At 66.7% G+C, this 25996-nt stretch carries 25 protein-coding genes; 10 read left to right on the top strand and 15 right to left on the bottom strand.

Going from position 1 to position 25996, the window contains the following annotated elements; genetic code table 11:
• Positions 1–6: 6 nt before the first annotated feature.
• Positions 7–912, bottom strand: coding sequence for a LysR family transcriptional regulator (locus tag NGK62_RS19835; protein ID WP_059375727.1), 906 nt, complete (start codon positions 910–912; stop codon positions 7–9).
• A gap of 87 nt (positions 913–999) precedes the next feature.
• Between NGK62_RS19835 and NGK62_RS19830 the strand changes: the two genes are divergently transcribed.
• Together NGK62_RS19830 and fabV are read left to right on the top strand one after the other, a co-directional pair.
• Positions 1000–1959, top strand: a complete 960-nt coding sequence (locus tag NGK62_RS19830) for a DMT family transporter (protein WP_059375724.1) — start codon at positions 1000–1002, stop codon at positions 1957–1959.
• 97 nt (positions 1960–2056) lie between these two features.
• Positions 2057–3247, top strand: coding sequence for an enoyl-ACP reductase FabV (fabV, locus tag NGK62_RS19825; RefSeq protein WP_059375722.1), 1191 nt, complete (start codon positions 2057–2059; stop codon positions 3245–3247).
• 9 nt (positions 3248–3256) lie between these two features.
• Here the strand turns inward: fabV and serB are convergent, their stop codons facing one another.
• A complete protein-coding gene (serB, locus tag NGK62_RS19820; protein WP_251879959.1) occupies positions 3257–3970 on the bottom strand; it encodes a phosphoserine phosphatase SerB in 714 nt (237 codons plus the stop codon).
• 14 nt (positions 3971–3984) lie between these two features.
• A complete protein-coding gene (locus tag NGK62_RS19815; protein ID WP_059375717.1) occupies positions 3985–4893 on the bottom strand; it encodes a LysR substrate-binding domain-containing protein in 909 nt (302 codons plus the stop codon).
• A 243-nt stretch (positions 4894–5136) separates the two neighbouring features.
• On the opposite strand from NGK62_RS19815, the gene NGK62_RS19810 reads away from it, so the two are divergent.
• The 3 genes from NGK62_RS19810 to NGK62_RS19800 are packed head-to-tail and all read left to right on the top strand — an operon-like array spanning position 5137 to position 8879.
• Entirely contained in the window at positions 5137–6213 is a 1077-nt protein-coding gene (locus NGK62_RS19810; RefSeq protein ID WP_059375714.1) for an ABC transporter ATP-binding protein, read from the top strand.
• 13 nt (positions 6214–6226) lie between these two features.
• Positions 6227–7873: an ABC transporter permease gene (locus NGK62_RS19805; protein WP_059375712.1), complete on the top strand. Its 1647-nt coding sequence runs from the start codon at positions 6227–6229 to the stop codon at positions 7871–7873.
• A gap of 22 nt (positions 7874–7895) precedes the next feature.
• Positions 7896–8879, top strand: a complete 984-nt coding sequence (locus NGK62_RS19800) for an ABC transporter substrate-binding protein (protein ID WP_059375707.1) — start codon at positions 7896–7898, stop codon at positions 8877–8879.
• 89 nt (positions 8880–8968) lie between these two features.
• Here the strand turns inward: NGK62_RS19800 and NGK62_RS19795 are convergent, their stop codons facing one another.
• On the bottom strand, positions 8969–9646 hold the full coding sequence (locus tag NGK62_RS19795; protein WP_054454006.1) for an ABC transporter ATP-binding protein: 678 nt from the start codon (positions 9644–9646) through the stop codon (positions 8969–8971).
• On the opposite strand from NGK62_RS19795, the gene NGK62_RS19790 reads away from it, so the two are divergent.
• Complete coding sequence (locus NGK62_RS19790) at positions 9645–10292, top strand: arylesterase (RefSeq protein ID WP_059375705.1); 648 nt, start codon at positions 9645–9647, stop codon at positions 10290–10292. The two genes, NGK62_RS19795 and NGK62_RS19790, sit on opposite strands and share 2 nt — an antisense overlap.
• 24 nt (positions 10293–10316) lie before the next feature.
• Here the strand turns inward: NGK62_RS19790 and NGK62_RS19785 are convergent, their stop codons facing one another.
• Positions 10317–12278, bottom strand: a complete 1962-nt coding sequence (locus NGK62_RS19785) for a SurA N-terminal domain-containing protein (RefSeq protein ID WP_059375703.1) — start codon at positions 12276–12278, stop codon at positions 10317–10319.
• A gap of 346 nt (positions 12279–12624) precedes the next feature.
• On the opposite strand from NGK62_RS19785, the gene NGK62_RS19780 reads away from it, so the two are divergent.
• The 3 genes from NGK62_RS19780 (at position 12625) to NGK62_RS19770 (ending at position 15678) form a co-directional block, all read left to right on the top strand.
• Complete coding sequence (locus NGK62_RS19780) at positions 12625–13917, top strand: M20/M25/M40 family metallo-hydrolase (RefSeq protein WP_059375699.1); 1293 nt, start codon at positions 12625–12627, stop codon at positions 13915–13917.
• 108 nt (positions 13918–14025) lie between these two features.
• The gene (gene ugpQ, locus NGK62_RS19775; RefSeq protein ID WP_118932047.1) at positions 14026–14775 is read left to right on the top strand and encodes a glycerophosphodiester phosphodiesterase; all 750 of its coding nucleotides are present in this window, start codon (positions 14026–14028) and stop codon (positions 14773–14775) included.
• 12 nt (positions 14776–14787) lie between these two features.
• Positions 14788–15678 (top strand): 23S rRNA (adenine(2030)-N(6))-methyltransferase RlmJ, encoded by an 891-nt coding sequence (locus tag NGK62_RS19770; protein WP_059375695.1) that lies wholly within the window; start codon positions 14788–14790, stop codon positions 15676–15678.
• A gap of 73 nt (positions 15679–15751) precedes the next feature.
• Here the strand turns inward: NGK62_RS19770 and NGK62_RS19765 are convergent, their stop codons facing one another.
• The 3 genes from NGK62_RS19765 to NGK62_RS19755 form a co-directional block, all read right to left on the bottom strand.
• Positions 15752–17188 carry a dihydrolipoyl dehydrogenase gene (locus NGK62_RS19765; RefSeq protein WP_251879957.1) on the bottom strand — a complete coding sequence of 479 codons (1437 nt, stop codon included), beginning with the start codon at positions 17186–17188 and terminating at the stop codon, positions 15752–15754.
• A 216-nt stretch (positions 17189–17404) separates the two neighbouring features.
• The gene (locus NGK62_RS19760; RefSeq protein WP_054453993.1) at positions 17405–18133 is read right to left on the bottom strand and encodes a glutathione peroxidase; all 729 of its coding nucleotides are present in this window, start codon (positions 18131–18133) and stop codon (positions 17405–17407) included.
• Between the two features lie 176 nt (positions 18134–18309).
• Positions 18310–18510, bottom strand: coding sequence for a heavy-metal-associated domain-containing protein (locus NGK62_RS19755; RefSeq protein WP_059375690.1), 201 nt, complete (start codon positions 18508–18510; stop codon positions 18310–18312).
• Positions 18511–18634: 124 nt separating this feature from the next.
• Between NGK62_RS19755 and cueR the strand changes: the two genes are divergently transcribed.
• Positions 18635–19027 carry a Cu(I)-responsive transcriptional regulator gene (gene cueR, locus NGK62_RS19750; protein WP_059375687.1) on the top strand — a complete coding sequence of 131 codons (393 nt, stop codon included), beginning with the start codon at positions 18635–18637 and terminating at the stop codon, positions 19025–19027.
• A gap of 22 nt (positions 19028–19049) precedes the next feature.
• Here cueR and rlmD read toward each other — a convergent pair whose 3' ends face one another.
• The 7 genes from rlmD to surE all read right to left on the bottom strand — a co-directional run bounded on the left by rlmD (position 19050) and on the right by surE (position 25836).
• Positions 19050–20537 (bottom strand): 23S rRNA (uracil(1939)-C(5))-methyltransferase RlmD, encoded by a 1488-nt coding sequence (gene rlmD, locus NGK62_RS19745; RefSeq protein WP_251879954.1) that lies wholly within the window; start codon positions 20535–20537, stop codon positions 19050–19052.
• A gap of 185 nt (positions 20538–20722) precedes the next feature.
• The gene (locus NGK62_RS19740; protein ID WP_059375682.1) at positions 20723–21475 is read right to left on the bottom strand and encodes a TorF family putative porin; all 753 of its coding nucleotides are present in this window, start codon (positions 21473–21475) and stop codon (positions 20723–20725) included.
• Between the two features lie 358 nt (positions 21476–21833).
• Entirely contained in the window at positions 21834–22439 is a 606-nt protein-coding gene (locus NGK62_RS19735; protein WP_059380094.1) for a hypothetical protein, read from the bottom strand.
• Between the two features lie 181 nt (positions 22440–22620).
• The gene (locus NGK62_RS19730; RefSeq protein WP_118932050.1) at positions 22621–23400 is read right to left on the bottom strand and encodes a 3'-5' exonuclease; all 780 of its coding nucleotides are present in this window, start codon (positions 23398–23400) and stop codon (positions 22621–22623) included.
• Positions 23397–24251 (bottom strand): peptidoglycan DD-metalloendopeptidase family protein, encoded by an 855-nt coding sequence (locus tag NGK62_RS19725; protein ID WP_118932051.1) that lies wholly within the window; start codon positions 24249–24251, stop codon positions 23397–23399. The genes NGK62_RS19730 and NGK62_RS19725 overlap by 4 nt, the downstream gene beginning before the upstream one ends.
• Before the next feature lie 17 nt (positions 24252–24268).
• The gene (locus tag NGK62_RS19720) at positions 24269–25093 is read right to left on the bottom strand and encodes a protein-L-isoaspartate(D-aspartate) O-methyltransferase (RefSeq protein ID WP_059380091.1); all 825 of its coding nucleotides are present in this window, start codon (positions 25091–25093) and stop codon (positions 24269–24271) included.
• Positions 25078–25836 carry a 5'/3'-nucleotidase SurE gene (gene surE / locus NGK62_RS19715; RefSeq protein WP_059380090.1) on the bottom strand — a complete coding sequence of 253 codons (759 nt, stop codon included), beginning with the start codon at positions 25834–25836 and terminating at the stop codon, positions 25078–25080. Before surE ends, NGK62_RS19720 begins: the two co-directional genes overlap by 16 nt.
• Between the last annotated feature and the right edge of the window lie 160 nt (positions 25837–25996).

The raw sequence follows: 25996 nt of genomic DNA, 5'->3' as shown, positions 1-25996 counted from the left end.
AAACACCTAGAGCGGAGTCCCGTCCGCGGCCTGCTCGGCCACCTTCTGCGCCATCTGCGCGATAACGCGGACCGCGTGGCTATCCGGCCCCTGCACCCAGGTGGCCGTGAAGCTCAGTTCCGGCAAGGGATCGGCCTCCACCCGCAAGATGCGCAATTCGCCGCGCGCCAGCTCCTTGCCCAGGAACACCGGCGCGATGACGCTGGTGCCGATGGCGTCCTGCGTCATCCGCACCACCATCGACATCGACGCGCTGCCGTACATGCGCGGCGAACTCACGCCGGCGCGCGTCAACATATCGCGCACCACGCGGTAAGGCGCGCTGTTGGAGGGATAGGTGATGATGGGCAGCTTGCCTATCCGCTCCAGCGTCAGCGGCTCCGGCCCCAGGTCCAGCACCGGGCTCGCCACCCAGGCCAGCGGATAGGTGCATAGCGGCAGGTTCTCGACCCGCGCTTCCAGCACCGGTCCCATCAGGAAGGCCAGATCGATCTGCCGCGACATCAGATGCGAGCGCAGCACGTGGGTCGTGTCGACCTCGATTTCCAGCACCAGCGCCGGATAGTTGGAATGGATCAGTTCGATCAGCGTGGGCAGCCAGGTCTGCACGATGGTCTCGGCCACGCCGATGCGCACCGTGCCGCTCATGACGTTTTGCTCGCGCGCGGCTTCGAACATGTCGCGCCGCACCTGCAACATGCGCTCCGCGTGCGACAGCAGTTCATGCCCCTTGGCGGTCAGCTTCACGCCGCGCGCTTCGCGCTCGAACAGGAGCACGCCCAGGTCGGCCTCCAGCGAGGCGATGCGCTGCGATACCGCTGGCTGCGTGGTGTTGAGTTTCTCCGACGCGGCGCGAAAACTGCCCAGCGTGGCCACCCAGAAAAAAGTTTCGATGTTGCGTAGTTCTATCATGAGCCTGTTCCCCCGGCGCGATGAGCGTATCATGGCAGCCGCCCGGTACCTGCAAACCGGCGTTTCAGCCACCAAAGGAGTTTGTCGATGACCCCGGCCGATGACGGTCGCACGCGCCGCGCAGCGCCCGCTTCCAGCGGCCCGATGATGGGGGTGCTGTTGCTGGTGCTGTCGATGTGGACGCTGTCGTGCCTGGATGCCAGCGGCAAGTGGGTGATGAATGCGGGCGTGCCGCTGCTGGTGCTGTCGTGGTTCCGCTATGCCGTGCACCTGGCGCTGGTGCTGGCCCTGGTGCTGCCCGCGCGCGGCCTGGGCGTATTCCGCAGCAAGAAGCCGCGCGAACAGATCCTGCGCGGCGGCTCGATGTTCCTGGCCACGCTGATGTTCTTCACCACGCTGAGCTACATCCCGCAGGCCGAGGCCACCGCCATCAACTTCCTGGCGCCGCTGCTGGTGCTGTCGGCAGCGCCCTGGGTCCTGAAGGAACCCGCCCGCCTGTCTCGATTCGTGGCCGCGGGCATCGCCTTCATCGGCGTGATCATCGTGATCCGGCCGGGCGGCGGCCTGGATCCGGTGGGCACGGTGTTCGGCCTGCTCACGGCCTGTTGCTTCGCCGTGCAGTTCATCGCGACGCGGCGCGTGGCAGGCGACGATCCATTCACCTCGCTGATCTGGAGCGGCGCGGTCGGCACGATATGCCTGACCTTGGCCCTGCCCTTCATCCTGCCGCCCGCCCTGCCCGTCCTCAAGGCGCTGGCGCCGCTGGATTGGGTCGTGCTGATCTCCACCGGCATCACCGGCGGGCTGGGCCATCTGTTCCAGATCGCCGCCTACCGCCGCGCGCCCGCTTCCACCCTGGCGCCCTTTGTCTACCTGCAGATCATCAGCGCCACCTCGGTCGGCTGGCTGGTCTGGGGCCACTTCCCCGACCCGTTGACCTGGCTGGGCATCGCCATCATCTGCGCCAGCGGCATCGGCATCGGTTTGATCGAATGGCGCCGCAGTCGCGCCCAGGCCGCGCCGCTGGCCCGGGCCGACGCACGCTGAGCCGGCAGCGCGCCGGCGCCTCCTCCCGTACAATGCGGGTCGCTTTTTGCGCTTTCGCGCATGGGCGATCCAGGCATTTCCCCGAATCGAGGCTCCCATGATCATCAAGCCCCGCGTGCGCGGTTTCATCTGCGTCACCACCCATCCGGCCGGCTGCGCCGCCAACGTCCGCAACCAGATCGCCTACACCCGCGCCCAGGGGCCGATAGCTGGCGGGCCGAAACGCGTGCTGGTGCTGGGCGCATCGACCGGCTATGGCCTCGCGGCGCGGATCAGCGCGGCCTTCGGCTGCGGCGCGCAGACGCTGGGCGTGTTCTTCGAGCGGCCGGGCGACGCGGCCAAGGCCGGCACGCCGGGCTGGTACAACACGGCGGAATTCCACGAGCAGGCCCATGCCGCCGGCCTTTATGCGAAGAGCATCAACGGCGACGCCTTCTCCGACGAGATCAAGCGCAAGACCATAGACCTCATCAAGCAGGACCTGGGCCAGGTCGACCAGGTGATCTATAGCCTGGCCGCCCCGCGCCGCACGCACCCGAAGACCGGGGAAGTGTTCAATTCGACCCTCAAGCCCATCGGCCAGGCGGTCAACCTGCGCGGCCTGGACACCGACCGCGAAGTAGTCAAGGAATCCGTGCTGGAGCCCGCCACCCAGGCCGAGATCGACGCGACCGTCGCCGTCATGGGCGGCGAAGACTGGCAGATGTGGATCGACGCGCTGCTGGAAGCCGGCGTGCTGGCCGAAGGCGCCAGCACCACGGCGTTCACCTATCTGGGCGAGAAGATCACCCACGACATCTACTGGAACGGTTCCATCGGCGCGGCCAAGAAGGATCTGGACCAGAAGGTGCTGGAGATCCGCGCCAAGCTGGCCGCGCGCGGCGGCGACGCCCGCGTGTCGGTGCTGAAGGCGGTGGTGACACAGGCCAGCTCGGCGATCCCCATGATGCCGCTGTACCTGTCGCTGCTGTTCAAGACCATGAAGGAAGCCGGCACGCACGAAGGCTGCATCGAACAGGTCTACGGCCTGTACCGCGACAGCCTCTGCGGCCAGACGCCCATCCTCGACCAGGACGGCCGCCTGCGCGCCGACTACAAGGAGCTGGATCCCGAGGTGCAGGCCCGCGTGCAGGCGCTGTGGGGCCAGGTCACCAACGACAACATCTACCAGCTGACCGATTTCGCGGGCTACAAGCAGGACTTCCTGCGCCTGTTCGGCTTCGAGATCGAAGGCGTCGACTATGAAGCCGACACCGATCCGGCCGTGGCAATCCGCGGCCTGGCCTAAGCCCCGGCGCTAGCGCGCCATCAACTCCAGCAGGCGGTCCAGGCCGCCTGCGTCGATTGCGACATTGACCTCCTCGCGCACGGCCGGCTTGGCGCGGTAGCCCACCGACAGGCCCGCCGCGCGCATCATCGGCAGGTCGTTGGCGCCGTCGCCCACGGCGATGGCGCGTTCCGGCCCCACACCCAGCGCCGCGCACACTTCCAGCAGCTTGCGGCGCTTTTCCTCGCCGTCGCAGATATCGCCCCACGCTTGCGGCAGCAGCCTGCCGGTCAAGCGGCCGTCAACGATTTCCAGCACGTTGGCGCGCACGTCGTCCAGCCCCAGGCGCACCCGCAGCCGGTCGGTGAAGCAGGTGAAGCCGCCGGTCACAAGCAGGCAGGTCAGGCCCGCGTCCTTGCACGCCGCGATCAGCGTTTGCGCGCCTGGATTGATGCGCACACGCTGCTCATAGACCTCGTCCAGCGCCGCTTCCGGCATCCCCGCCAGCAGCGCCACGCGCTCGCGCAGGCTCTGCTTGTAGTCCTTGATCTCGCCGCGCATGGCGGCTTCCGTCAGCGCCGCCACCTCGGCCTTCTTGCCCATCAGGTCCGCCATTTCGTCCAGCGTCTCGATCGAGATCAGCGTGGAATCCATGTCGAAGGCGATGAGCTTGTAGTCCGCGAGCGCAAGGGGAGGCGCAATGCCGCGCCAAAAGAGGCCGGGTATCGTGGAGCTGGAATGCATGAGGAATCCTTGGTCTATGCGGTATGTGAGGGGTCGCGCCTTTGCTCGCGCAACCACTCGATGAACAATAGCGCCGACGCGGCGGCCGGGCCATCCTGGCGGTATAGCGCGTGGATGCCGGCGTTCGGCAGCTGCGGGCCGTCGAACAGCGGGCGCAAGCGATCGGCGCGGATGTCGTCTTCCAGCAGGCACCAGGGCGCCAAGGCGATGCCGAGGTCGTTCATGGCGGCCTGCATGCACAGGAACTGGTGGTCGAACACCGGCCCCGGCAATTGCGCGGGCACGTCCACCTTGGCCAACGCGAACCAACGCGGCCAGTGGTCCATGCCGCCCGCGATCTTCAGCAGCGGATGCCCCAGGCAATCCGCGGGCGCAGCCAGTCGGTTGCGCTCGATGAAGCGCGGCGACGCCACCGGCACGTGGAAATCGTCCAGGCAGTGCACGCAGGCCAGGTCGGAGTGCGCCATGTAGCCATGGCGGATCAGCACGTCGCTGCCGGTGTCGCCGCCGCGGTCCAGGAACGACCGCCCTTGCGTGGTGAGCTGCACGTCCACGCCCGGATGCCGGGCCTGGAACGCCGACAGGCGCGGAATCAGCCACTTCATGGTCAGGGACGGCGTGGCGCAGACACGCAGCACGCCGCCGTAGGCGGGCGATTTCAGCTTGGCGGTCGCGGCCGCGATGCGCTCCAGGCTGGCCTGGATTTCCGGAAAGTAGGCCTGGGCGCATGGCAGCAGCGCCACGCCGCGCGCCTCGCGCGCGAACAGAGGCTGCCCCACGTACTCTTCGAGTATGCGGATCTGCTGGCTGACCGCGCTGTGCGTGATGCTCAGTTCGTCGGCGGCCGCGGTGAAGCTGCGCAGACGCGCCGCGGCTTCGAACACGCGCAAGGCCTTGAGCGGCGGCAGGCTCTGCCCCGCCATTTCAGTTGCGGTCCGCCCGCGCGCCGGCCTGGCGCCGCGTAGTGCTGCTCTTTCCCACGGTTTCCCTTGTCGTCTATTTTTCATTGGCGCGGCTTGCGCGCGCCTGTGTCATCCAGCCGCATTCTAGGTGATAGCCCGCGCGCCGACCTCTTAGAAAAACTAACGACTACCCTTAAAAAACACCGCTGGTCGGGCGCGCAGCGCGTTTCTATGATGCCGGCAACCTCAGGCAGGAAGCGAAACATGGCATCAATCACCGTAGACGGCATCGTCAAGACTTTCGGCGGGCAGCAAGTGCTGCGCAATCTGTCGCTGCACATCCCCGACGGCGCGTTCTACACGCTGCTGGGACCCAGCGGCTGCGGCAAGACCACGCTGCTGCGCTGCATTGCGGGCTTCTATGCCCCCGACGGCGGCCGCCTGTTGTTTGACCAGGACGACGTGACCCACGTGTCCGCGCACCGCCGCGACATCGGCATGGTGTTCCAGGACTATGCGCTGTTCCCGGACAAGACGGCTTTCGACAATGTGGCTTACGGCCTGCGCGCCCGCGGCGTGGCGCGCGCCGAGATCACGCGGCGCGTCAACGAAGCGCTGGACAAGGTCGGCCTGCTGGCACTGGCCGACCGCTATCCCGCGCAGATGAGCGGCGGGCAGCGCCAGCGCGTGGCGCTGGCGCGCGCGCTGGTGATCCGGCCGCGCGTGCTGTTGATGGACGAGCCGCTGTCCAACCTGGACGCCAAGATGCGCCTGCAGATGCGCGACGTGATCCTGGACCTGGTGCGCGAGGCCGGCATCACCACCGTATTCGTGACGCACGATCAGGAAGAAGCGCTGGCGATGTCCGACCGCATCGCCATCATGGACCGCGGCGACATCGCCCAGCTGGGCACCCCGGAAGAACTCTACGGCACGCCGGTAAACGCCTACGTGGCGGACTTCATCGGTTCGGCCAACGTGATCCCGGTGCCGGCCCGCAACGGCCAGGCCGGCGCCCCCGCCGGCCATGTGCGCTACGAGATCTGCGGGCTGGGCTTTGACGGCGTGCAAGGCAGCGACCAGCTGGACGGCAAAGGCGTGCTCATCGCCCGCCCTGAAGAGCTGGCCTTGATGGCGCCCGCCCCTTACGTGCCCAATACCTTGCCTGGCAAGGTGCTGCGCCGGCAATACCTGGGCTTCAAGACCGCCTACCGCATCGCGCTGGACAACGGCTCCGAGATCCGCGTCGAGCTGCATGCCGGCAACATGGTGGCGCAGTTCCAGCCCGGCGAAGCCGTACAGGTGCTGATTCCCGCCGACAGCCGCGTCGTCAACGCCTGAGGACGCGCCGACCATGAAAATCAAATGGTGGCCCTGGGGCATCCTGACGGCAATCAGCCTGGCTCTGCTGCTGTTCTTCGTGCTCTATCCGCTGGCCGTGCTGTTCAGCAACAGCGTCACCGGGCAGGATGGCGGCTTCACGCTGGAAGGCTTCAAGGCCCTGCTGGCCGACTCTCAATACATCGAGGCCTTCGGCAATACGCTGATCCTGGGCCTGGCGGTCACGGCCTGCACCGTGCTGGTGGGCGTGCCCTTCGCCTACATGGTGGCGCGCTTCGACTTTCCGTTGAAGAACCTGGTGGCGATCCTGCCGGTGCTGACCATCGTGATCCCCGAGATCATCGTGGGCCAGTCCTGGCTGCTGATCCTGGGCAACAACGGCATCCTGACCAACCTGCTGGGCGACGCCGGCATTTCGCTGCCCTCGTTCTACGGCTGGACCGGCATGGTGTTCTCCATGACGCTGGTCTACTACACCTACATCTACCTGGGCGTGCTGGCGGCGCTGCGCGGCTTCGACGGCCAGCTCGAAGAAGCGGGCCTGAGCCTGGGTACGCCGCCGCTCCTGACCAAGCTGCGCGTGCTGGTGCCGGTGCTGCTGCCCGCGGTGCTGGTCAACGCGCTGGTGGTGTTCACGCTGGTGGTGGGCAACTTCGCGCTGGCCATGCTGCTGGGCAGCCGCGTGCCGCTGCTGTCGGTCATGACTTACAACACCTTCGTCAGCGAAATGGGCGGCAGCCCAACGCTGCAGAGCGCGATGTCGGTCGTGTCCATCGCCATCGTCGCCATCGTGCTGTTCTTCCAGAAGCGCGTGGTCGAACGCAAGGTCTACACCATGACGCAGGGACGCGCGCCGGCCGCTACCCGCGTGCGCTCGTGGACCGCCCTGCTCTATACCAGCGGCGTGGGCCTGATCATCTTCATTTCGCTACTGCCGCTGATCGTGGTCTTCATCGCCGCCTTCACCAAGACCAGCGGCCCGGTCATGCAATGGGGCCAATGGTCGTTGGCCAGCATGCAGCGCGCGCTGCATGGCGCGCCGGAGCCCATCCTGAACTCGCTCAAGTTCGCCTCGCTGGCCACGGTGCTGGGCGTGGCCTTCGCGGTGCTGGTCAGCTACCTGACGATCAAGAAGCGCAGCGCGTCCACCCAGGTGCTGGACTACATCGTGGTGCTGCCCCTGACCATTTCGGGCACGGTGCTGGGCATCGCGCTGGTGCAGACCTTCAATACCGGCTGGCTGGTGCTGGCGGGTACGTCGGGGATCATGGTGCTGTGCTACACGGTGCGGCGCCTGCCCTTCGCGGTGCGCAACGCCTCGTCGGTGCTGTTCAACATTCCCGAGTCGATCGAGGAAGCCTCGATCAGCCTGGGCGTGTCGCCGCTCATGACCTTCTTCAAGGTGATCCTGCCCGCCATGAAGGCGTCCATCATCTCGGCTGCCATCCTGATGTGGCTCACCACCATTTCCGAGCTATCGGCTTCCATCGTCGCCTACAGCGGCGGCCTGGAGACCATGCCCATCGCCATCTTCCGCCAGGTCGACGGCGGCAGGCTGGGCATGGCGTCGGCCTACGGCGCGGCGCTGGTCACGGTCATCGTGCTGCCCATCATCGTGTCCGTCAAGGCGTTCCGCATCAAGCTGTTCTCCGGTAAATAACCCACTCGCACAGAGGCTAACCATGCAATTCAAGCACCTACTTCAGTACAGCGTCCTGGCCGCCGCCCTGACCGCCGGCGCCGCCCAGGCCCAGAATGTCGTGCTCTATTCGTCCAACAACACGGAGACGATCGAAACCGCCCTGGACGCGGTGAAGCAGAAGTCGCCGAAATTGAACGTGCAGCCCGTCACCGGCGGCACCGGCACGATGATGAAGCGCATCGAGGCCGAAGCGCAGAATCCGCGCGGCGACCTGTTCTGGAGCGGCGGCTTCGGCACGCTGGGCGCTTACCGCCAGCACCTGCAGCCCTACCGTCCGGCCGACCTGGACAAGATCCCCACCGAATTCCGCGGTCCGGACGATCTGTGGGTGGGCACCAACGTGCACGTCATGGTGATGATGGTCAACGAGCGCCAGCTCAAGGGCCTGCCCGCGCCGGCCACCTGGTCCGACTTGATGCAGCCGCAATGGAAGAACAAGTTCGCCATCACCGACCCGTCCAAGAGCGGTACGGCCTACATGCTGGTGTACGGCCTCTTCAAGCAATTCGGCCAGGAAGGGCTGGACAAGATCGCCGCCAACGCGGTGGTCACCGCATCCTCCGGCACCACCTACAAGGGCGTGGCCGCGGGCGAGTATGCCGTGGGCATGACGCTCGAGTACGCCGCCCAGGAATACGTGGCCGGCGGCCAGAAGGAGATCAAGCTGGTCTACCCGACCGAGGGCAGCTACCTGGCGCCGGAAGGCATGTTCATCATCAAGGGCGCGAAGAACATGGATGCCGCCAAGGCACTGTACGACGGCCTCTTGAGCAAGGAGTCGCAGGAAGCCCAGCTGGTGAAGAACTTCCGCCGCCCGACGCGCACGGACGTGGCCGTGGCCAGCCTGACCACCCTGCCCGACCTGAAGACCATCAAGATCTTCCCGGTCAGTCAGGATGCGGCCGCGAAGGAGTATGAAGCGGTGGTGGCGGCCTGGAACCAGGCCGTAGCCAAGGCGAAATAGATAGGCCCCCACGCCGCGCCCCTTCGGGGCTAGCTGCCCCCCGAGGGGGCTGGCCCACCTTGGGGCGGCCCGGCGGTGGGCCGGCGGCATCAGGCGCCGTTGACCATCCGCCCCGCGGCTAACACCAGCTGACGCCCGCAACGGGCGGCCAGCTGCGGATCGTGGGTCACCAGCACCAGCGTGGTGCCGTGCTCGCGATGCAGGTCGAACATCAGATCGATGACCGTCACGCCGGTGGCAGCGTCCAGACTGCCGGTGGGCTCGTCCGCGAACAGCAGGTCCGGCTGCACCACGAAGGCCCGCGCGAGCGATACGCGCTGCTGCTCGCCGCCCGACAAGGTGCGCGGATAGTGATGCAGGCGCTTGCCCAGCCCCACCCGTTCCAGCATGGCCTGCGCCGCGTCTCGGGCGGATTGCCCGGCCAGTTCCAGCGGCAGCATCACGTTTTCCAGCGCCGTCAGGTTGGGCAGCAGCTGGAATGACTGGAACACGAAACCCACATGATTGGCGCGCAGGCGGGCGCGGCCATCCTCGTCCAGCGAGAACAGGTCCTGCCCGGCCAGGCGCACGCTGCCCGCGCTGGGAACATCCAGGCCCGCCAGCAGTCCCAACAGGGTGGACTTGCCCGACCCCGAACTGCCAGTGATGGCCACGGCGCTGCCCGCCTCGACCGTAAAATCGATACCTTCCAGGATGGAGAGCGTGCCGCCGGCATCGGCCACCTGCTTGCCCAGCCCTTTCACCTCGATCGAATTCTTGTTATCCATGCGCCTATTTTCCCGTCTGCTACTCATGACCGCCATGGCGACCGCCGTCGTGGCGCCCGCCCACGCTCAGACCGCCGCCGCGGCCCAGGGTTCCGCGCCCCGCACGGTGTTGGTCCTGGGCGACAGCCTGTCGGCCGAATACGGCATCAAGCGCGGCACCGGCTGGGTGCCGCTGCTTTCCGCCCGCGTAGCGGAACAATACCCCAAGTACCAGGTCGTCAATGCCAGCATCAGCGGCGACACCACCAGCGGCGGCGTGGCCCGCCTGCCTGCGTTGCTGCGCCAGCACGCGCCGGCCGTGGTGGTGCTGGAGCTGGGTTCGAACGACGCGCTGCGGGGCCTGCCCCTGAACATGACCGAGCAGAACCTGCGCACCATGGCCCAGGCCGCCCGCAAGGCCGACGCGCAGGTCCTGATCGTCGGCATGCAGATCCCGCCGAATTACGGCCGGGACTACACCCAGCGCTTCGCGCAGGTCTTCCCCACGGTCGCCAAAGACGAAAACGCCCGGCTCGTGCCCTTCCTGATGGAAGGTATCGCAACGAACCGGGCGATGTTCCAGGCTGACGGCATCCATCCAAACGAGGATGCCCAACCCTTGCTACTGGACAACGTGTGGCCGACGCTGCGGCCACTGTTGAACTGACGCTGTTGAGCCGAGTCTGGCTGATCAGCCGGCTGCCGGCTGATCGCCGCGGATGACCGCGGCAGCGGCGGGCAGCACCTGCACCTTGTACTCTTCGCGCAGCATGCGCAGCATGGCTTCGTTTTCAGCCTGGCCCCAAGCGCCGGACAACTGCTGCGCCAGGCGCTCCTTGTCGGCCGGATCGACCGTGCCGGCCTCGACCTTTTCCAGGCGCGCCAGCGTGTAGTCCGAACCCGATTGCACACCGGCGTAGGCCGGCAGCGTGGCGGCGGGCAGGCGCATGACGGCGTCCAGCACCGGACGCGGCAGATCCTTGGGATCCTGGCGCGACACGACCACCGGCGCGCCGAAACCTTCCGGCGCGGCCGCGGGGTTGGCGCGGTCGGCGGCCAGCGCGGCTTCGCCCGCCTTCTTGGCGGCTTCGGCCGAACGCTCGTCCAGCAGCTTGGCGCGGATGGTGTCCGAGACCTTGTCCAGCGGCGGCACGTGGGCCGGCTCGACGGCGGCCACGCGCAGGGCCAGCATGGTGTCGGGCGAGAGTTCGATCACGCCGGAGTTCTGCTTTTCACGCAGCACGTCGGGCGAGAACAGCACCTGGCGCACGCGCGGGTTGTCCAGCAGCGCGGCGTCGGGGCCGGCTGCGGCCGAGCCCGGGCCGGCCTTGTCGGCGGGCAGCAGGCCTTCGCGGGTCACGCCGGAAGCGGTGCGCAGCTTCAGGCCGACGGTGTCGGCGGCGGGCTGCAGGCTGTCGCGCTGGTCATAGACCTGCTTGTTCAGCTGGCTGGCCATTTCCGAGAAACGCACGGCGGCGAGCTGCTTGCGGACTTCGGCGGTGATCTGGTCCTTGACCTCGGCCAGCGGCTTGATGGCGGCGGGCTGGATTTCGGTGACCTTGACCACGTGCAGGCCGGACGGGGTTTCGATCACGCCAGACACCTGGTCCTTGGCTTGGCCGAAAATTGCCTTTTCCAGCGGACCGGTCAGCATGCCGGGCGCGAGCCAGCCCAGGTCGCCGCCATTGGAAGCCGAGCCCGCGTCCTGCGAGTTCTTGCGCGCGAGTTCGGCGAACTGCGCCGGATCGGCGGCGGCCTGCTTGGCGAGGTCTTCGGCCTTGGCACGGGCAGCCTTGCGGGCGTCTTCGGACGCGCCGGGAGCCAGGTTGATCATGATGTGGCTGGCGCGGCGGCGTTCAGGCTGGCCGAAGCGGTTCTTGTTCTGCTCGTAGTAGGACGCGAGATCCTCGTCCTTGACCTGCACGCCTTGCGTGGCGGCGGCCTCGTCCAGCACCAGGTACTGGACCTGGACCTGTTCGGGAATCTGCAGCTGCTGCTTGTTGGCGTCGTACCAGGCCTGGATATCGGCCGGGCTGACGGTGACTTGCGAGCGGTAGTCGGCGGCGGCGAAGCGGCGCAGTTGCACCGTGCGCTGCTGCGTCAACGCCGTTTCCAGCGCAGCCACGACCTCGCCGGGCGCGCGGGCCGACTGGCCAACGGGCTCCAGCACGCGCGCGACCGCCAGGTCACGGCGCAGGCCGGCTTCGAACGAGGTCGGCGACATGCCTTGCGCAGCTAGCACCTGGCGATAGCGCTCGGGCGAGAAGCGGCCGTTGTCCTGGACTTCCGGAATCGCGGCAATGGTGTTGCGCAGCGTTTCGTCGGACACCGAGAAACGGTTGTCGACCGCGACGTTGGCCAGCAGACGCTGATTGATCAGCTGGTTGAGCAGGCCTTCGCGCAGTGCCGGCGTGTCGATGACGGCCGGATCGAACTGGGCGCCCAGGCGCTGGCGGAACTGCTCCAGCTGGTTGCGGTGCGCTTGATCGAACTCGGCCCGCGACACGGGCTGGCCATTGACCGTGGCCAATTCAGGCTCGGCGCGCATGAAGCTGTCATAGCCTTGAATACCGACCAGGAAGAAGGACGGCACAATCAGAAGCAGCAGGATGAACTGCATCCAGCGCCGATGGCTGCGAATAAATTCGAACATGGAATCCCTGTTGCCGCACCCCAGGCGCACGCCCGAAGCCGCAAGAAAACGCATAAAAAAAGGCGAACCAGATTCGCCCTGTTCCCATACCGGTCAATACCGGATCAGCGGGCGGATTTTACCATTTCTCATTCGCCGCGCAGCCTAGGGATCTTTCGAATGCCATCCGTGGCTGCCCTCCGGGTTCGGCGGCACGAAACCGGGGACCGAGTCAACCCGGGGAAGCACCATTTCCAGCCCCTTGCGTCCCTCGTATCGTGGCCTGTCAGGGTAAGCCCGCATTACCGCTGACGCCGCGTCCCCAAAGGATGTGGCCCCTTCCACGCACGCTCAGAGGTACACACTGATGCCGTACACATCTCCCCGCCTGCAACTCCTGCGCACCTGCATCGCCCTGGCCTTCGTCGGCGCCGCCCCCGCCGCGCTGGCCGCGCCCGTCGCCGCTGTCCACGAAGCCGCCCAAGCCCAGCAGCAAGGCATGCTGGACACCATGCGCGACCTGGTCGGCATCGAGTCGGGCAGCAAGGACGTCGAAGGCGTTGAGCGCATCGCCGTCCTGATCCGCGACCGGCTCAAGGCGCTGGGCGGGACCGTCGAGATCATCCAGCCCGCCGACGTGTTTCGCCTGGACGACACGCCGGAAAAGGTCGGCCCCATGGTCCATGCGGAATTTAAGGGCAAAGGCCAGAAGAAGATCATGCTGATCGCCCACATGGACACCGTCTACCGCAACGGCATGCTCAAGGACCAGCCCTTCCGCATCGACGGCGACAAGGCCTACGGCCTGGGCATCGCCGACGACAAGCATGGCGTGGCCGCCATCATCCATACCCTGACCCTGCTGCAGAAGCTGGGCTTCGAGGACTACGGCACCATTACCGTGCTGATCAACGGCGACGAGGAAATCAGCTCGCCCGGCGCGCGCAGCACCATCACCCGCCTGGGCGCCGACCAGGACGCGGTGTTCTCGTTCGAAGGCGGCGGCGCGGAAGCGCGCCTGACGCTGGCCACCAGCGGCATCGGCGCGGCCTACCTGACCGTACAGGGCAAGACCTCGCATGCCGGCGCGCGCCCCGAAGGCGGCGTCAACGCCCTGTATGAATTGGCCCATCAGCTGCTGCAGCTGGACAAGCTGTCCAAGCCCGAGGAAGGCTTGAAGCTGAACTGGACCGTGGCCCAGGCCGGCACCAACCGCAACGTCATTCCGGGCCAGGCCACCGCCCAGGCCGACGCCCGCGCGCTGCGCGTCTCCGACTTCGACGCGCTGTCGCGCACGTTGGAAGAACGCGCACAGAAGAAGCTGCTGCCCGAATCCAAGGTCAGCGTGAAATTCGAGGTGCGCCGTCCGCCCCTGGAAGCCACGCCCGCCTCGCGCGCCCTGGCCCAGCACGGCGTGCAGATCTATAAGGAAATGGACCTGCCCATGAAGGTCGTGGACCGCGCCAGCGGCGGCGGCACCGACGCCGCCTTTGCAGCGCTGAAGGCGCGCGGCCCGGTGATCGAAGGCATGGGCCTGAGCGGCTTCGGCGCGCATTCCAACGACGCCGAGTACATCCAGATCAACAGCATCGTGCCGCGCCTGTACCTGGCGGCGCGGATGATCATGGACGTGTCGCAGGACAAGGCGCCCATGAAATAGGCCTATGGACCCGCCGCGGCGTTCTCGCGCGCCGCGGCATGGCCGAAACCGGCGTGCAGAAGGAGTATCCTTGCAACCCTGACCAAAAGAACCCGAAGCAACACCCAAATGAGCGCAAAACTCCCCTCCTGGCCCTACTCCCGTTACATCGCGCACCGCGGCGGCGGCCGTCTGGCCCCGGAGAACACCCTGGCCGCCATGCGCGTGGGCGCCGAGCACGGCTTCACGATGTTCGAATACGACGTCAAGCTAAGCAGCGACAACGTGCTGGTGCTGATGCACGACGACGACGTCGACCGCACCTCCAACGGCCGGGGCCCCGCTGCCGCCAAGACCTACGCCGAGCTTGCCCAGCTGGATTTCGGCAGCTGGCATTCAGCCGCCTACGCTGGCGAGCCGCTGCCCACCTTCGCCGCCGTCGCCCGCTACACGGTGGCCAACGGCATCGCCAGCAATGTCGAGATCAAGCCCTGCCCGGGCCGCGAAGCCGAGACCGGCCGCGCCGTGACGCTGGCTGCGCGCCAGCTGTGGCAAGGCGCGGCCGAACCGCCGCTCCTGTCCTCGTTCGCGGAAGAAGCGCTGCAGGCCGCCCTGGAGACCGCGCCCGAATTGCCGCGCGCGCTGCTGGTGGAGAAGGTGCCCGCCGACTGGCGCGAACGCCTGGCCAAGTACGAGTGCGTGGCCCTGAACATCAATCAGAAGGACGCCACCCCTGAGCTGATCGATGCCGTGCATGCCGCCGGCTACCGTATCGCCGCCTGGACCGTCAACGACCCGGAGCGCGCCCGCCTGCTGCTCGACTGGGGCATCGACGGCATTTTCACCGACGAGCTGGCCGCGATCCGGCCCGCCGCCTGAGGCAGAACGCCCGTGTTCAGTTACCGCCACGCCTTTCACGCCGGCAACCACGCCGACGTGCTCAAGCACGCCATCCTGATCCACACCCTGGATTACTTCAATAAAAAGGACGCGCCCTACTGGGTCATCGATACCCACGCCGGCGCCGGGCTCTACAGCCTGGATAGCGATTGGGCCGCCAAGACCTCCGAGTTCGCCGACGGCATCGGCCGCCTCTGGGAAGCCGAAGACCTGCCTCCCATCCTGGCCGAGTACGTCGCCCGGATCCGCGGCTACAACACCAACGGCCGCCTCAGGCGCTATCCCGGCTCGCCCTGGCTGGCGCTGGACGCAATGCGTCCGTCCGACCGCCTGCGCCTGTTCGAGATGCACCCGACCGAGATCGACACGCTGGTCGGCAACCTGGAACACCAGGGGCGCGCCGCGCAGCGCCAGACCACGATCTACGGCGACGACGGTTTCGAAGGCGTCAAGGCGCTGCTGCCGCCGCCCACGCGCCGCGGCATGGTGCTGATCGATCCTTCGTACGAAGACAAGAACGACTACCGCCGCACGTTCGTCACCATCAAGGAATGCATCAAGCGCTTCGCCACCGGCACCTATGCCGTCTGGTACCCGCTGGTGCAACGCCGTGAAGCTGGCGAAATGGCCCGCCACCTGGAAAACCTCAAGGTCAAGAGCTGGCTGCATGCGACGCTGACCGTCAAGAAGGCGACCATCGACGGCTACGGCCTGCATGGCAGCGGCATGTTCCTGATCAATCCGCCCTGGACGCTGCACGACGCATTGAAGCAGGCCATGCCGTATCTGGCCCGCACGCTGGGGCAGGACGAGCGGGCTGGATTCACGCTGCAGTTCCGCGAGAATCCGTTCCCGGTGCCGAAGAAGCAGTCGGACGACTGATCCGGCGCACAAGCAAAAAGGCCACGACGTTTCGTGGCCTTTTTGTTGGGGTCGCGCAGGATGCCTCGGGCGTTCAGGCCGTCTCGCTCTGCGGCTCTTCGCGCTGCAGCGCTTCCTGCGCTCGGGCCAGCTTGGCCGCCGCATCGCGCAGCGCGGTGCGCAGGCCTTCCTCGATCACGGGATGATAGAACGGCATTTCCAGCATGCGCGCCACGGTCAGCTCCTGCTGCACGGCCCAGGCCAGCAGGTGGCCGATGTGCTCGGCGCTGGGACCGACCATTTCGGCGCCCAGGAAGCGACCCGTTTCGATGTCCGCATAGACGCGCAGCATGCCGCGGTTCTTCAGCATGACGCGCGAGCGGCCCTGGTCGCTGAAGTCCACTTCGCCGATCACGAAGGTGCCCGGCACCAGCCGTGCGTGGCCCTGCCCGGCCATGGCGATCTGCGGGTCCGAGAACACCACCGCCAGCGGCGCGCGGCGCAGGCCCTTGCGCACTTCGGGGTAGCGGGCCGCGTTTTCGCCGGCGATGCGGCCTTCGTCGGCGGCTTCGTGCAGCAGCGGCGCGTCGGCGTTGGCGTCGCCCGCGATGAAGATGGGCGCATTGCCCGCCTGCATGGTTTCGCGGTCGAATACCGGCACGCCATGCTTATCCAGTTGCAGCGAGGTGTTTTCCAGGCCCAGTCCGTCGACGTTGGCGCGGCGGCCGGTAGCCACCAGCGCGTAGTCGAAGCGTTCGGTGCGTTCGGTATTGTCCAGCGCCACGTAGCGCACTTCCACTTCGTCGCCGACCCGGGTCGTTTCCAGCACGCGGGCGTCCGGATCCAGATAGAACTCGCGCTGGAAGATCTTGCGCGCCGTATTGCGCACCTGCGGATCGCTGATGCCGGCCAGGCTGCCGCTGACGCCGAACACGCGCACCTCCACGCCCAGGCGCGCCAGCGCCTGGCCCAGCTCCAGACCGATCACGCCGGGACCGAATACGGCGACGCGGCCTGGCAGATCATCCCAGGCGAACACGTCGTCGTTCAGCACCAGCCGGTCGCCCAGCGCACGGAACGGCGGCGGCACCGAGGGCCGCGACCCGGTGGCGATCACCACGCGGGATGCATGCACCTCGGTATGCTCGTCCACCTGCAGCACCGTGTCCGCCACGAAGCGCGCATAGCCGCGCAGCTTGTCTTCGGCGGGAATGCTCTCCACGCCTTCCAGCACAAAGCCGACAAAGCGGTCGCGCTCGCGCTTGACGCGGTCCATCACTTCGGCGCCATCGACCGTAATCTCGCCGCCCACGTGCACGCCGAACGGATCGGTGTGAGCCGCGTTGTGGGCCGCTTCGGCGGCAGCGATCAGCAGCTTGGACGGCATGCAGCCGACGCGGGCGCAGGTCGTGCCGTACGGGCCGCCTTCGATCAGCAGCGCGCGCAGCCCCGCGGCGCGGGCGGCGCGGTAGGCGGCCAGGCCGGCCGTGCCGGCGCCGATGACGGCAATATCGGTATGCAGAGTTTTCATGACTGGGTATCCCCCGATGTGGCGTGGAGCAGGAATTCAAAGGCTGGTTCCGCCTTTTTTCGCACCCTCTGGACGTGGGCAGTCCCGCAGCGCCCGAGGGGCCGCGCGCAAAGGTGCGTAAAAAGGGAAACTTGTGACGGGAGCAGCAGGCGGCGGACCGCCTCTGCGCCCTGCCCGGCCCCAGGGCAGACCCGGGGCCGGTGGCGTTGCAGACGCTTAGGCGAAGTGCGCCTTCAGGTCTTCCAGGCCGCCGATCAGCGCGCCGTTGATGAACACCTGCGGGGCGGTGCCCTTGCCCGAGACGGCGCCGATCACGCGGCCACGGACCTTGTTTTCCAGCGGGATCTCGATCGGGGCGTAACCCTTGGCATCCAGCAGCGCCTTGGCTTCCACGCAGAACGGGCAGCCCGGCTTGGAGAACACGACCACCTGGTCGGGCTTCTTGGCCGACGGGGCGAAGTGCGCCAGCATGGTGTCGGCGTCCGACACTTCAAACGGGTCGCCTTCCTTTTCCGGCTCGATGAACATCTTCTGGACCACGCCGTCCTTGACCAGCATGGAGTAGCGCCAGCTGCGCTTGCCGAAGCCCAGGTCGCTCTTGTCGACCAGCATGCCCATGCCTTCGGTGAACTCGCCGTTGCCGTCGGGCAGCAGCGTGATGTTGGCCGATTCCTGATCCTTGGCCCATTCGTTCATGACGAAGGTGTCGTTGACCGACACGCAGACGATGCTGTCCACGCCGGCGGCGAAGAAGGCGGGAGCCAGCTCGTTGTAGCGCGGCAGGTGGGTCGACGAGCAGGTCGGCGTGAAGGCGCCGGGCAGGGAAAAGACCACGACGGTCTTGTTCTTGAACAGGTCGTCGGACGTGACCTTCTTCCAGGTGTTGTCCTCACGGACCGGGAACGTTACGTTCGGAACACGTTGGCCTTCGCGGTTTTGCAGCATTCAAATCTCTCCTTGGGGTAGCGGGGTTGTTTGATTAACCACCATGGAAAGAATGATAAATCCTTGCTATCAATTATTCAAATTTAATAAATTCAATGAATCAATAGATTTTGGCAATGAACAAATAGCTAGCGCGAGGTCGAACCTATCATAGCCCGGCCTCGCGCCTGGAGGCATTACACCGGCAGCGGCTGGTAGCCGGCGTCGCGGATCGCGTCCTCGATCTTGCCGGCGTCATCGGCCCCGGTCACGGTCACGCGGTGGGTGGGCAAATCGATTGTGACAGTCGCGCCCGGCGCCGCCTGGTTCACCGCCGCCGTGATGGTCTTGGCGCAATGGCCGCAGGTCATGTCAGCCACTTGGAACTCGATGCTCATAGTTATCTCCATAGGATTCAAGGGTGATGGACTGCGTTTCGTCCACCATGGAAAACAGCTTAAACCTTCCTATGATGGCAAGGTCAAGCGTAGAATCGCACTCAGGCCACACAGGAGCAGAGCAATGAATATCGGAGAGGCATCCAAGAGTTCGGGCATTTCCGCCAAGATGATCCGTTACTACGAAAGCATCGGCCTGATCAGCCCTGCCGGACGCACGGATTCCGGCTACCGCGTGTACAGCGAACACGATCTGCATACGCTGCACTTCGTGCGCCGCGCGCGCGACCTGGGTTTCTCGGTGGAACAGATGAACGAGCTGCTGGCGCTGTGGAAGGACCGCAGCCGCGCCAGCGCCGACGTCAAGCGCATCGCGCTGGAACACGTGCAGGAACTGGAGCGCAAGGCCGAGGCGCTGCGCGACATGGCGGCGACCCTGAAGCATCTGGCCGAGCACTGCCAGGGCAATGATCGGCCGGACTGCCCGATACTGGAAGGCCTGGGCTGCAAGCACTGAAGCGGCCCAGGCCTCGCGGCCATCAGTCCTGGGCTTCGGCCGCGACCTTGGCGTGATAGGCGTCGGTGGCCGCCTGCTTGGCGGCCGCCTTCTCGGCGGCGGCCGCGGCCTTGGCCTCTTCCGCGGCGGCCGCTTCCGCCGCCGCCTGGATGGCGCGCTGGCGGGCCCGTTCCCGCACGACCTGGATGCCCTCGGCGTCCAGCGATTCGAACACCGCGATGGACTCCACATGGCCCGTGTGCGGGAACATGTTGATCACGCCCGCGCTCTTCAACACGTAGCCGCCTTCATGCACCATGATGGCCGCGTCGCGCGCCAGCGTGGCCGGGTTACAGGACACGTAGACGATGCGCACGGGGCGTTCGTGCGCCTCCAGCTGCGACAGGGCCTGCGCCACGGCATGCGCGCCTTCGCGCGGCGGATCGATCAGCATGCGGTCGAAATAGCCCAGGCCGCGCAGCCATTCCACGTCCACCTCGAACAGGTTCAGGGTGGCGAAGCTGGTGCGATCGCCCAGGCCATGGCGCGATGCCGCGTCGAAAGCGCGGTCGGTCAGCGCCTTGCTGCCTTCCACGCCCACGGCTTCCCTGCCCTGCGTCGCCAGCGGCAGCGTGAAGTTGCCCAGCCCGCAGAACAGATCCGCCACGCGGTCGGTCGGCTGCACTTCAAGCAGCTTCAGGGCGCGCGACACCATGGCGCGGTTGATGGCGTGGTTGACCTGAGTGAAATCGGTGGGCCGGTACGGCATGCGCAGGCCGAATTCCGGCATGGTGTAGGCCAGCGTGTCGCCGTGCTCGCGCTCCAGCGGGTGCACGGTTTCCGGACCCTTGGACTGCAGCCACCATTGCACGTTGTGCTTGGCGGCGAAGGCGCGCAGGATGGCGATGTCGCCGTCGGTCAACGGCAGCAAATGGCGCAGGACCAGCGCGGTCACGCCCTCGCCCAGCGACACTTCGATCTGCGGCATGCGGTCCGGCGCGGACATGGAACCGATCATTTCGCGCAGGGGGATCAGCAGGTCGCTCACGTGGCGCGGCAGCACATGGCATTCGCGCATGTCGGCCACGTAGCTGCTCTTGCGCTCATGGAAGCCGACCAGCACGCCGCCCTTCTTGGGCACCACGCGCACCGACAGGCGGGCGCGGTAACGGTAGCCCCAGGTCGGGCCTTGCAGCGGCGCCAGGATGCGCGCCGGACGCAATTTGCCGACGTGCCAGAATGTATCTTCCAGCGAACGCTGCTTGATCGCCACCTGCGTGCTGGGCTCCAGATGCTGCATGGCGCAGCCGCCACAGACGCCGAAATGCGGGCAACGCGGCGTCACCCGCTGCGACGAGGGCCGCAGCACCTCGTCCACGCGCGCGATCTCGTAGGACGGCTTGCGGCGCAGCGTAACCGTGGTGACCCGTTCGCCCGGCAAGGCGCCTTCCACGAAGACGACTTTCCCGTCGCGGCGGGCGATACCCCTGGCTTCCAGGTCCAGGGATTCAATACTCAAAACGTCAGACATCTCACGCAGTCCAGAAGAATTACACGCAACCGGCTATTGTAAAAGGACTGCGGCCATTCCTGGAAATGGCCATGCGGGGCCGGAACGGCCTTCCGATGAAAAAAGGGCTTGCCGCGGACGGCGGACACCGCCAATCCTTGGCAAGCCCGAAAGCCGGCGCCGCCAGGCGCCGCCACGGATATCGGTCAGAAGGAACGCGCCACCGAGAAAACCGCGCCCAGGCGGCCCGAGGGATGGCCGTACTTGGTCGGCAGCCAGTTGTCCTTGGTCGCGCCCACCGCGGCCAGGCCCAGGATCCAGCCCTTCAGGTCCTTGGTCACGCCGAGCTTGTAGTCGACGTAATGGCCGATGGAGTCGCCGTCCATATTGGTCTGGTTCTTGAGCTTCTGGTAGCCCAGGTGGCCGACCAGGCCCCAACCGTCGCCCAGATCGAAATTGGCCGTGCCGTCCAGGTACCAGGTGCCCTTGCTGTCCGGCGTGCTGAAGAAGTCGCTGGGCGTGTAGGAGTACTTGAGGCTGTAGTTGCCGTAGGACGCGCCCAGATAGAGGTCGGTGTTGTTGTAGTTTCCGCCCTTCGGCGAGCTGGAACCGGGGTAGTAGTAATGCAGCACGCCCGCGTCCAGCGTGAAGCCGCCGCCCACGTCGCCCTTCCAGCCGCCATAGAAATCCATTTCCAGGTTGCCGTCGGTGAAGACGAAATCGGACACGTTCGAGTTCCAGTTGCCCAGATAGAAGCCGGAACTGTGGGTCAGGTCGAAGCCCAGCTGCACGGCAGGCCGGAAGTCGGTCTGCGAGTAGCCGCGGAAACGGTAGTCGCTGACGATGGCGGCGTTGCCGCTGAGCGAGAATCCGCCGCCCAGATCGGTGGGTTCGGCCTGCGCCGTCGCGGCGAAACAAGCGGCGAGCGCAAAGGGCACGGCTAGCAACGTCTTCTTCATGGTGCGGAGTCCTGATCGGATTTGTCGAGTGGGCGGATGGCCGAGGCGCATCCCAAGGACCGGCGGTGCAGCGTTTGAAACCGGTTCCTACTCCACAAAGCAATGTCCGTGCCAGGTCTGGCGCAGGCCGATACGGCGGCGCATGCGTCGCTGGCGGCACCCGCCCCGCACCAGAACAGTGCGGACGCGAGCGCCGGCGCACGCCCCTATGCGTCAAAACGGGGAACCCGCTCCGGATCGGCTCGCATGGCGGGCCGCCGCTAGCCACCATCCGGGACGCCAAATGAAAAAACCCCGGCACGCGGTCGCGTGTCCGGGGTTGCTGGCGTGGGCCGGCCAGGACGGCCGGCCACACGGCTTAGTTGGCGGCAGGCTTGGCCGGCGCGGCGGCGGCAGGCGCTTCAGCCTTGCCCTTGCCGTGGCGTCCTTCCATGCGGGCATGGCGCTCCTGCATGCGATCCTGGCGTTCCTTGACGAACTTGGTCACCTGGCCTCGCTGGGTGTCATTCAGGCTGTCCCAGACCGCAAGCCATTGGTCGCGCACCTGCTTGGCCTGGGGACCGAAGGCATCACGCGATTTTTCGGACTGCTCGACCAGCGCGCGGGGATCCAGCTTGCCGCTGTCCAGCTGCGCCTTCAGCAGGTCGTGGCGCTTGTCGCCAGAGGCGCGCATGGCTTCGTGCAGGCTGCGTTGGCCGTCCTGCGCGGTCTTGAACAAGGCCTGCTGCTTGTCGTCCAGCTTCAGCTCGGCGACCTGGGCCTTGGTCACGGGACCCAGGCCGGGAATGAAGAGGCCGTCGCGCATGCCTTTGTGGAAGCCGCCGCGCTGGCCATCGTGCATGGCGGCGGGACCGCCGTCAGCGGGAGGAGGAGGCGCAGCCATGACGGAGCCGGCCACCAGGCCGCCCGTCGCGGCGACAAATGCAAGAGCGGCCAAATTGGAGCGGATAGCGAATCGGGACATGTAGGTCTCCTGAAAGTGAAGAAAGCGAGGCCATTGTGCGATTGGCCCGGTTTCATCCAGGTTTCGCTGGCGCAAGCAATGTTTCAGTCGATTGCGCAGGCGCCAGACGCAAGAACGGGGCCGCACGGGCCCCGTTCGATCCTGTCCGCCGGGAGGACGGATCCTCCGGCCAAGACACCGCTCAGTTGGCGTCCCAGGCCGCCATGTATTCCTTCCAGTGCGGCGCATCGCTGGCGCTGAGGGTGTCCCGCACCAAGGCGATTTCCGTTTCGTACGAAGTGCGGTCGAGCTCGCCGCGCAGGAAGCGGAAACGGCAATACACCAGCCAGGTGTTGACCACGTCGGTTTCGCAATAGGCCCGCACCTCGTCGGCGCGGCCCTGGCTCCAGGCTTCCCACACCTTGCTGCCGTCCATGCCCAGCTTGCCCGGAAAACCGCAGAGCTTGGCGAGTTCGTCCAGCGGCGCGTTGGCGCGGCCGTTGTACTTGGCCAGCAGGTCCATCAGGTCCAGGTGCCGGGAGTGATAGCGCGAGATGTAGTTGTTGAACTTGAAGTCGCGGTCTTCCTCGCCCATGTCCCAGTAACGCGGCGCGGGTACGCCCTGGATCAGGCTGCGGTAATGCAGCACCGGCAGGTCGAAGCCCGAACCGTTCCAGCTCACAAGCTTGGGCGTGTAGCGCTCGATGGTCTTGAAGAAACCCGCCAGCAAGGCTGCCTCGGGATCGTCGGGCTGGCCCAGGGTCTTGACGCGAAAGCCCTGGTCGTCGCGGAACACGCAGCCCACCACCGCCACCTTGTGCAGATGCAGCGGCAGGAAATCATGGCCCACGGCCTCGCGGCGCGCGGTCAGGGCGCGTTCGACCACTTCCTGGTCGGGAACGTCAGCCCCCCAGCCGTTGAGCTTGCGCAGCCCCTCGGCGTCGGGGATGGTTTCCAGGTCGAAGACGAGAGTCGGCGTCATCGCGCGGGCAGATACTGCATGGGATCCACCGGCTGGCCTTGGCGGCGGATTTCGAAGTGCAGGCGCGGCGAGGTGGTATCGCTTTGGCCGAGTTCGGCGATCTTGGCGCCGCGCTTGACGTTCTGGCCGGTCTTCACCAGCACCGCGCGGTTGTGCGCGTAGGCGGTGATGAAACCGTTCTGGTGCTCGACGATGATCAGGTTGCCCAGGCCGCGCACACCGTTGCCGCTGTACTTGACCAGGCCGTCCGCGGCGGCGGTGACCGGATCGCCCAGCGCGCCGGCGATGTCGATGCCCTTGCTGCTGTTGTTGAAGCCCTGCACGATCTGGCCGCTGGCAGGCCAGGCCCAATTGATGACGGCCGCGTCGGCCGCGCGCGTGGCGGGCTTGGTTTCGACCGGCGCCGTGGGTGGCGGCGTGGTGGTTTCAGTGGTGGGCGGCGGCAGGGTTTCCGGCTGGTCCAGCGGACGCGGCTGCGGCTTGGTGCCCGCGACCGGCGCGGTCTGCGCCCCGCCGCTGGCGCTGCCGGACATCTTCAGGACCTGGCCGACCGAGATCTGGTTGGGATCGCTGAGGTTGTTCCAACGCTTGACGTTCTCGACATCCACATTGTTGGCGCGGGCGATCTTGTAGAGCGTGTCGCCCGGTTTCACCACATAGGTGCCGCCGGTCTGGGTGGCCGGCGCGGGTTGCCCGCCGGTCATGTCGACCACCGGAGCGCGAGTACCTTTGGAAGCGCAGCCAGCCAGGATGGACAGGCTGAGAGCCCCCGCGATGAAGAGCGGGCGGCGCAGGCGCGTCATGGACGCGCCCAGGGTGATATCGGTCAGTTGCAACTGCCCGTTGAGCATACGTTTCTCCTGTTTGCTCAAGATTGTATTCCGGCCCGTAGCGGCACAAAGCGCACGGCCTCTAATTCAGTGCGTTTCCAGCTGGCCGCGCCTGTGCGTTCGATAAGAACCAGGCGCTGGTTGGCGCCCCCTTCCGGAGCGATCAGGCGGCCACCCGGCGCGAGCTGCGAGAGCAGCGCCTGCGGGATGGCAAGGCCAGCGGCAGCCACAACGATAGCATCGAACGGCGCCACGCCGGGCAGACCCAGCATGCCGTCGCCGTAGATCAAGCGGATCCTGGTGGTGAGCCGCAAGGCGCGCAGATGTTCGCGCGCAAGTTCATACAGTCCGCGGATGCGTTCGATGGAGTGAACCTCGCGCACGAACTGCGCGAGTACCGCCGCCTGGTAGCCGCAACCCGCGCCGACTTCCAGCACGCGGGTGGGCGTGCGGTCGTCGCAGGCGGCGGCGATCATGCGCGCCACCACCCAGGGCTGGGAGATGGTTTGCGAATGGCCGATGGGCAGCGCGGCGTCTTCGTAAGCGCGGCTGGCCAGCGCCTCGTCGACGAACAGATGACGCGGCACCGCGCCCATGGCGTTGAGCACGCGTTCGTCGGTGATGCCCTGCGCGCGCAGGCGCTCGACCATGGCCTGGCGCAGGCGGTCCGAGTTCAGGCCCAGATTGCTGCCCGATGCGGGCGTGGGCGCCTGGGTCTGGCGTTGCAGCGTGGCTGCAGAAATGCGGGTGTTGCTGTTGGCGGGCGTGACGCCGGGACTGAGCCGGCCCGAGTCGTAGCGCACCGGACCGGTACGCCCGGGCACGGGCTGGGTCACGTCCGGCTGGCTTACGCGTTTACGCATAGCGGCTCCGCCCAGGTCCGGATCTCGTCGAGCTGGCTGTGCTGGGTCAGGTCCAGGCGCAGCGGCGTGACCGACACCGTGCCCTGCTCGACGGCATGAAAGTCCGTACCCGGCGTGGCGTCGGCAGCCAGGCCCACGGGTCCGATCCAATAGACGGTATCGCCATATGGCGTGGTGGTGCGCACCACCGGCTGCGAAGGATGGCGCTTGCCCAGGCGCGTGACCGCGAAGCCGTGCATGTCTTCGAAGCGGCGGCTGGGGATATTGACGTTCAGCAGCACCGGCGCGGCCAGCGGCTGGGCCAGGTGGCGCTCGACCACCAGGCGCGCGGCGCGCGCGGCGGAATCGATGTGCGCCCAGCCCTTCTCGGCCAGCGAGAACGCGATGGCCGGGATGCCGAACAGATAGCCTTCGCTGGCGGCCGCCACGGTGCCCGAATACAGGGTGTCGTCGCCCATGTTGGCGCCGTTGTTGATGCCGGACACGACCAGGTCGGGCCGGGTATCCATCAGGCCGGTGAGCGCCACGTGCACGCAGTCGGACGGGGTGCCGTTGACGGCGATGAAGCCGTTGGAGGCGGTGCGCACCGACAGAGGCCGGTTCAGCGTCAGCGAGTTGGACGCGCCGCTATGGTTGGTCTCGGGCGCGACAACGGTGAGATCGCCCAGGCCTTGCAGCGCGTCAACCAGCGCCTCGAGCCCAGGGGCCGAATAACCATCATCGTTCGAAACCAGAATTCGCATTGTGCATCCGAAAGAAAATAAAACGCGGGTGAACGCGTCGGATTGTACCGTCCGCGGCCGGCATCCGTGCGATCGGCTGGCAGACGGGGGCCGCCGCCCCGCTCGATAACCCGTAGCCGGACCCGGCCCCGGGCGCGGTAGAATCCGCAGCCATTACGGC

It is taken from the genome of Achromobacter sp. Marseille-Q4954 (genome assembly GCF_943737025.1).
Classification (GTDB): domain Bacteria; phylum Pseudomonadota; class Gammaproteobacteria; order Burkholderiales; family Burkholderiaceae_B; genus Achromobacter; species Achromobacter bronchisepticus_A.
Note: the sequence above shows the minus strand (reverse complement) of the source record. Positions and strands in the feature narration are given on the sequence as shown.

What these genes read in the sequence shown, in the direction of transcription:
- NGK62_RS19800 (WP_059375707.1), top strand. Translation starts at nt 7,896, where the DNA reads ATGCAATTCAAGCACCTACTTCAGTACAGCGTCCTGGCCGCCGCCCTG.
- NGK62_RS19810 (WP_059375714.1), top strand. Translation starts at nt 5,137, where the DNA reads ATGGCATCAATCACCGTAGACGGCATCGTCAAGACTTTCGGCGGGCAG.
- cueR (WP_059375687.1), top strand. Translation starts at nt 18,635, where the DNA reads ATGAATATCGGAGAGGCATCCAAGAGTTCGGGCATTTCCGCCAAGATG.
- NGK62_RS19755 (WP_059375690.1), bottom strand. Translation starts at nt 18,510, where the DNA reads ATGAGCATCGAGTTCCAAGTGGCTGACATGACCTGCGGCCATTGCGCC.
- NGK62_RS19735 (WP_059380094.1), bottom strand. Translation starts at nt 22,439, where the DNA reads ATGTCCCGATTCGCTATCCGCTCCAATTTGGCCGCTCTTGCATTTGTC.
- NGK62_RS19805 (WP_059375712.1), top strand. Translation starts at nt 6,227, where the DNA reads ATGAAAATCAAATGGTGGCCCTGGGGCATCCTGACGGCAATCAGCCTG.
- NGK62_RS19730 (WP_118932050.1), bottom strand. Translation starts at nt 23,400, where the DNA reads ATGACGCCGACTCTCGTCTTCGACCTGGAAACCATCCCCGACGCCGAG.
- NGK62_RS19740 (WP_059375682.1), bottom strand. Translation starts at nt 21,475, where the DNA reads ATGAAGAAGACGTTGCTAGCCGTGCCCTTTGCGCTCGCCGCTTGTTTC.
- NGK62_RS19795 (WP_054454006.1), bottom strand. Translation starts at nt 9,646, where the DNA reads ATGGATAACAAGAATTCGATCGAGGTGAAAGGGCTGGGCAAGCAGGTG.
- NGK62_RS19785 (WP_059375703.1), bottom strand. Translation starts at nt 12,278, where the DNA reads ATGTTCGAATTTATTCGCAGCCATCGGCGCTGGATGCAGTTCATCCTG.
- NGK62_RS19760 (WP_054453993.1), bottom strand. Translation starts at nt 18,133, where the DNA reads ATGCTGCAAAACCGCGAAGGCCAACGTGTTCCGAACGTAACGTTCCCG.
- NGK62_RS19780 (WP_059375699.1), top strand. Translation starts at nt 12,625, where the DNA reads ATGCCGTACACATCTCCCCGCCTGCAACTCCTGCGCACCTGCATCGCC.
- surE (WP_059380090.1), bottom strand. Translation starts at nt 25,836, where the DNA reads ATGCGAATTCTGGTTTCGAACGATGATGGTTATTCGGCCCCTGGGCTC.
- NGK62_RS19765 (WP_251879957.1), bottom strand. Translation starts at nt 17,188, where the DNA reads ATGAAAACTCTGCATACCGATATTGCCGTCATCGGCGCCGGCACGGCC.
- fabV (WP_059375722.1), top strand. Translation starts at nt 2,057, where the DNA reads ATGATCATCAAGCCCCGCGTGCGCGGTTTCATCTGCGTCACCACCCAT.
- NGK62_RS19835 (WP_059375727.1), bottom strand. Translation starts at nt 912, where the DNA reads ATGATAGAACTACGCAACATCGAAACTTTTTTCTGGGTGGCCACGCTG.
- NGK62_RS19790 (WP_059375705.1), top strand. Translation starts at nt 9,645, where the DNA reads ATGCGCCTATTTTCCCGTCTGCTACTCATGACCGCCATGGCGACCGCC.
- NGK62_RS19815 (WP_059375717.1), bottom strand. Translation starts at nt 4,893, where the DNA reads ATGGCGGGGCAGAGCCTGCCGCCGCTCAAGGCCTTGCGCGTGTTCGAA.
- serB (WP_251879959.1), bottom strand. Translation starts at nt 3,970, where the DNA reads ATGCATTCCAGCTCCACGATACCCGGCCTCTTTTGGCGCGGCATTGCG.
- NGK62_RS19720 (WP_059380091.1), bottom strand. Translation starts at nt 25,093, where the DNA reads ATGCGTAAACGCGTAAGCCAGCCGGACGTGACCCAGCCCGTGCCCGGG.
- ugpQ (WP_118932047.1), top strand. Translation starts at nt 14,026, where the DNA reads ATGAGCGCAAAACTCCCCTCCTGGCCCTACTCCCGTTACATCGCGCAC.
- NGK62_RS19725 (WP_118932051.1), bottom strand. Translation starts at nt 24,251, where the DNA reads ATGCTCAACGGGCAGTTGCAACTGACCGATATCACCCTGGGCGCGTCC.
- rlmD (WP_251879954.1), bottom strand. Translation starts at nt 20,537, where the DNA reads ATGTCTGACGTTTTGAGTATTGAATCCCTGGACCTGGAAGCCAGGGGT.
- NGK62_RS19830 (WP_059375724.1), top strand. Translation starts at nt 1,000, where the DNA reads ATGACCCCGGCCGATGACGGTCGCACGCGCCGCGCAGCGCCCGCTTCC.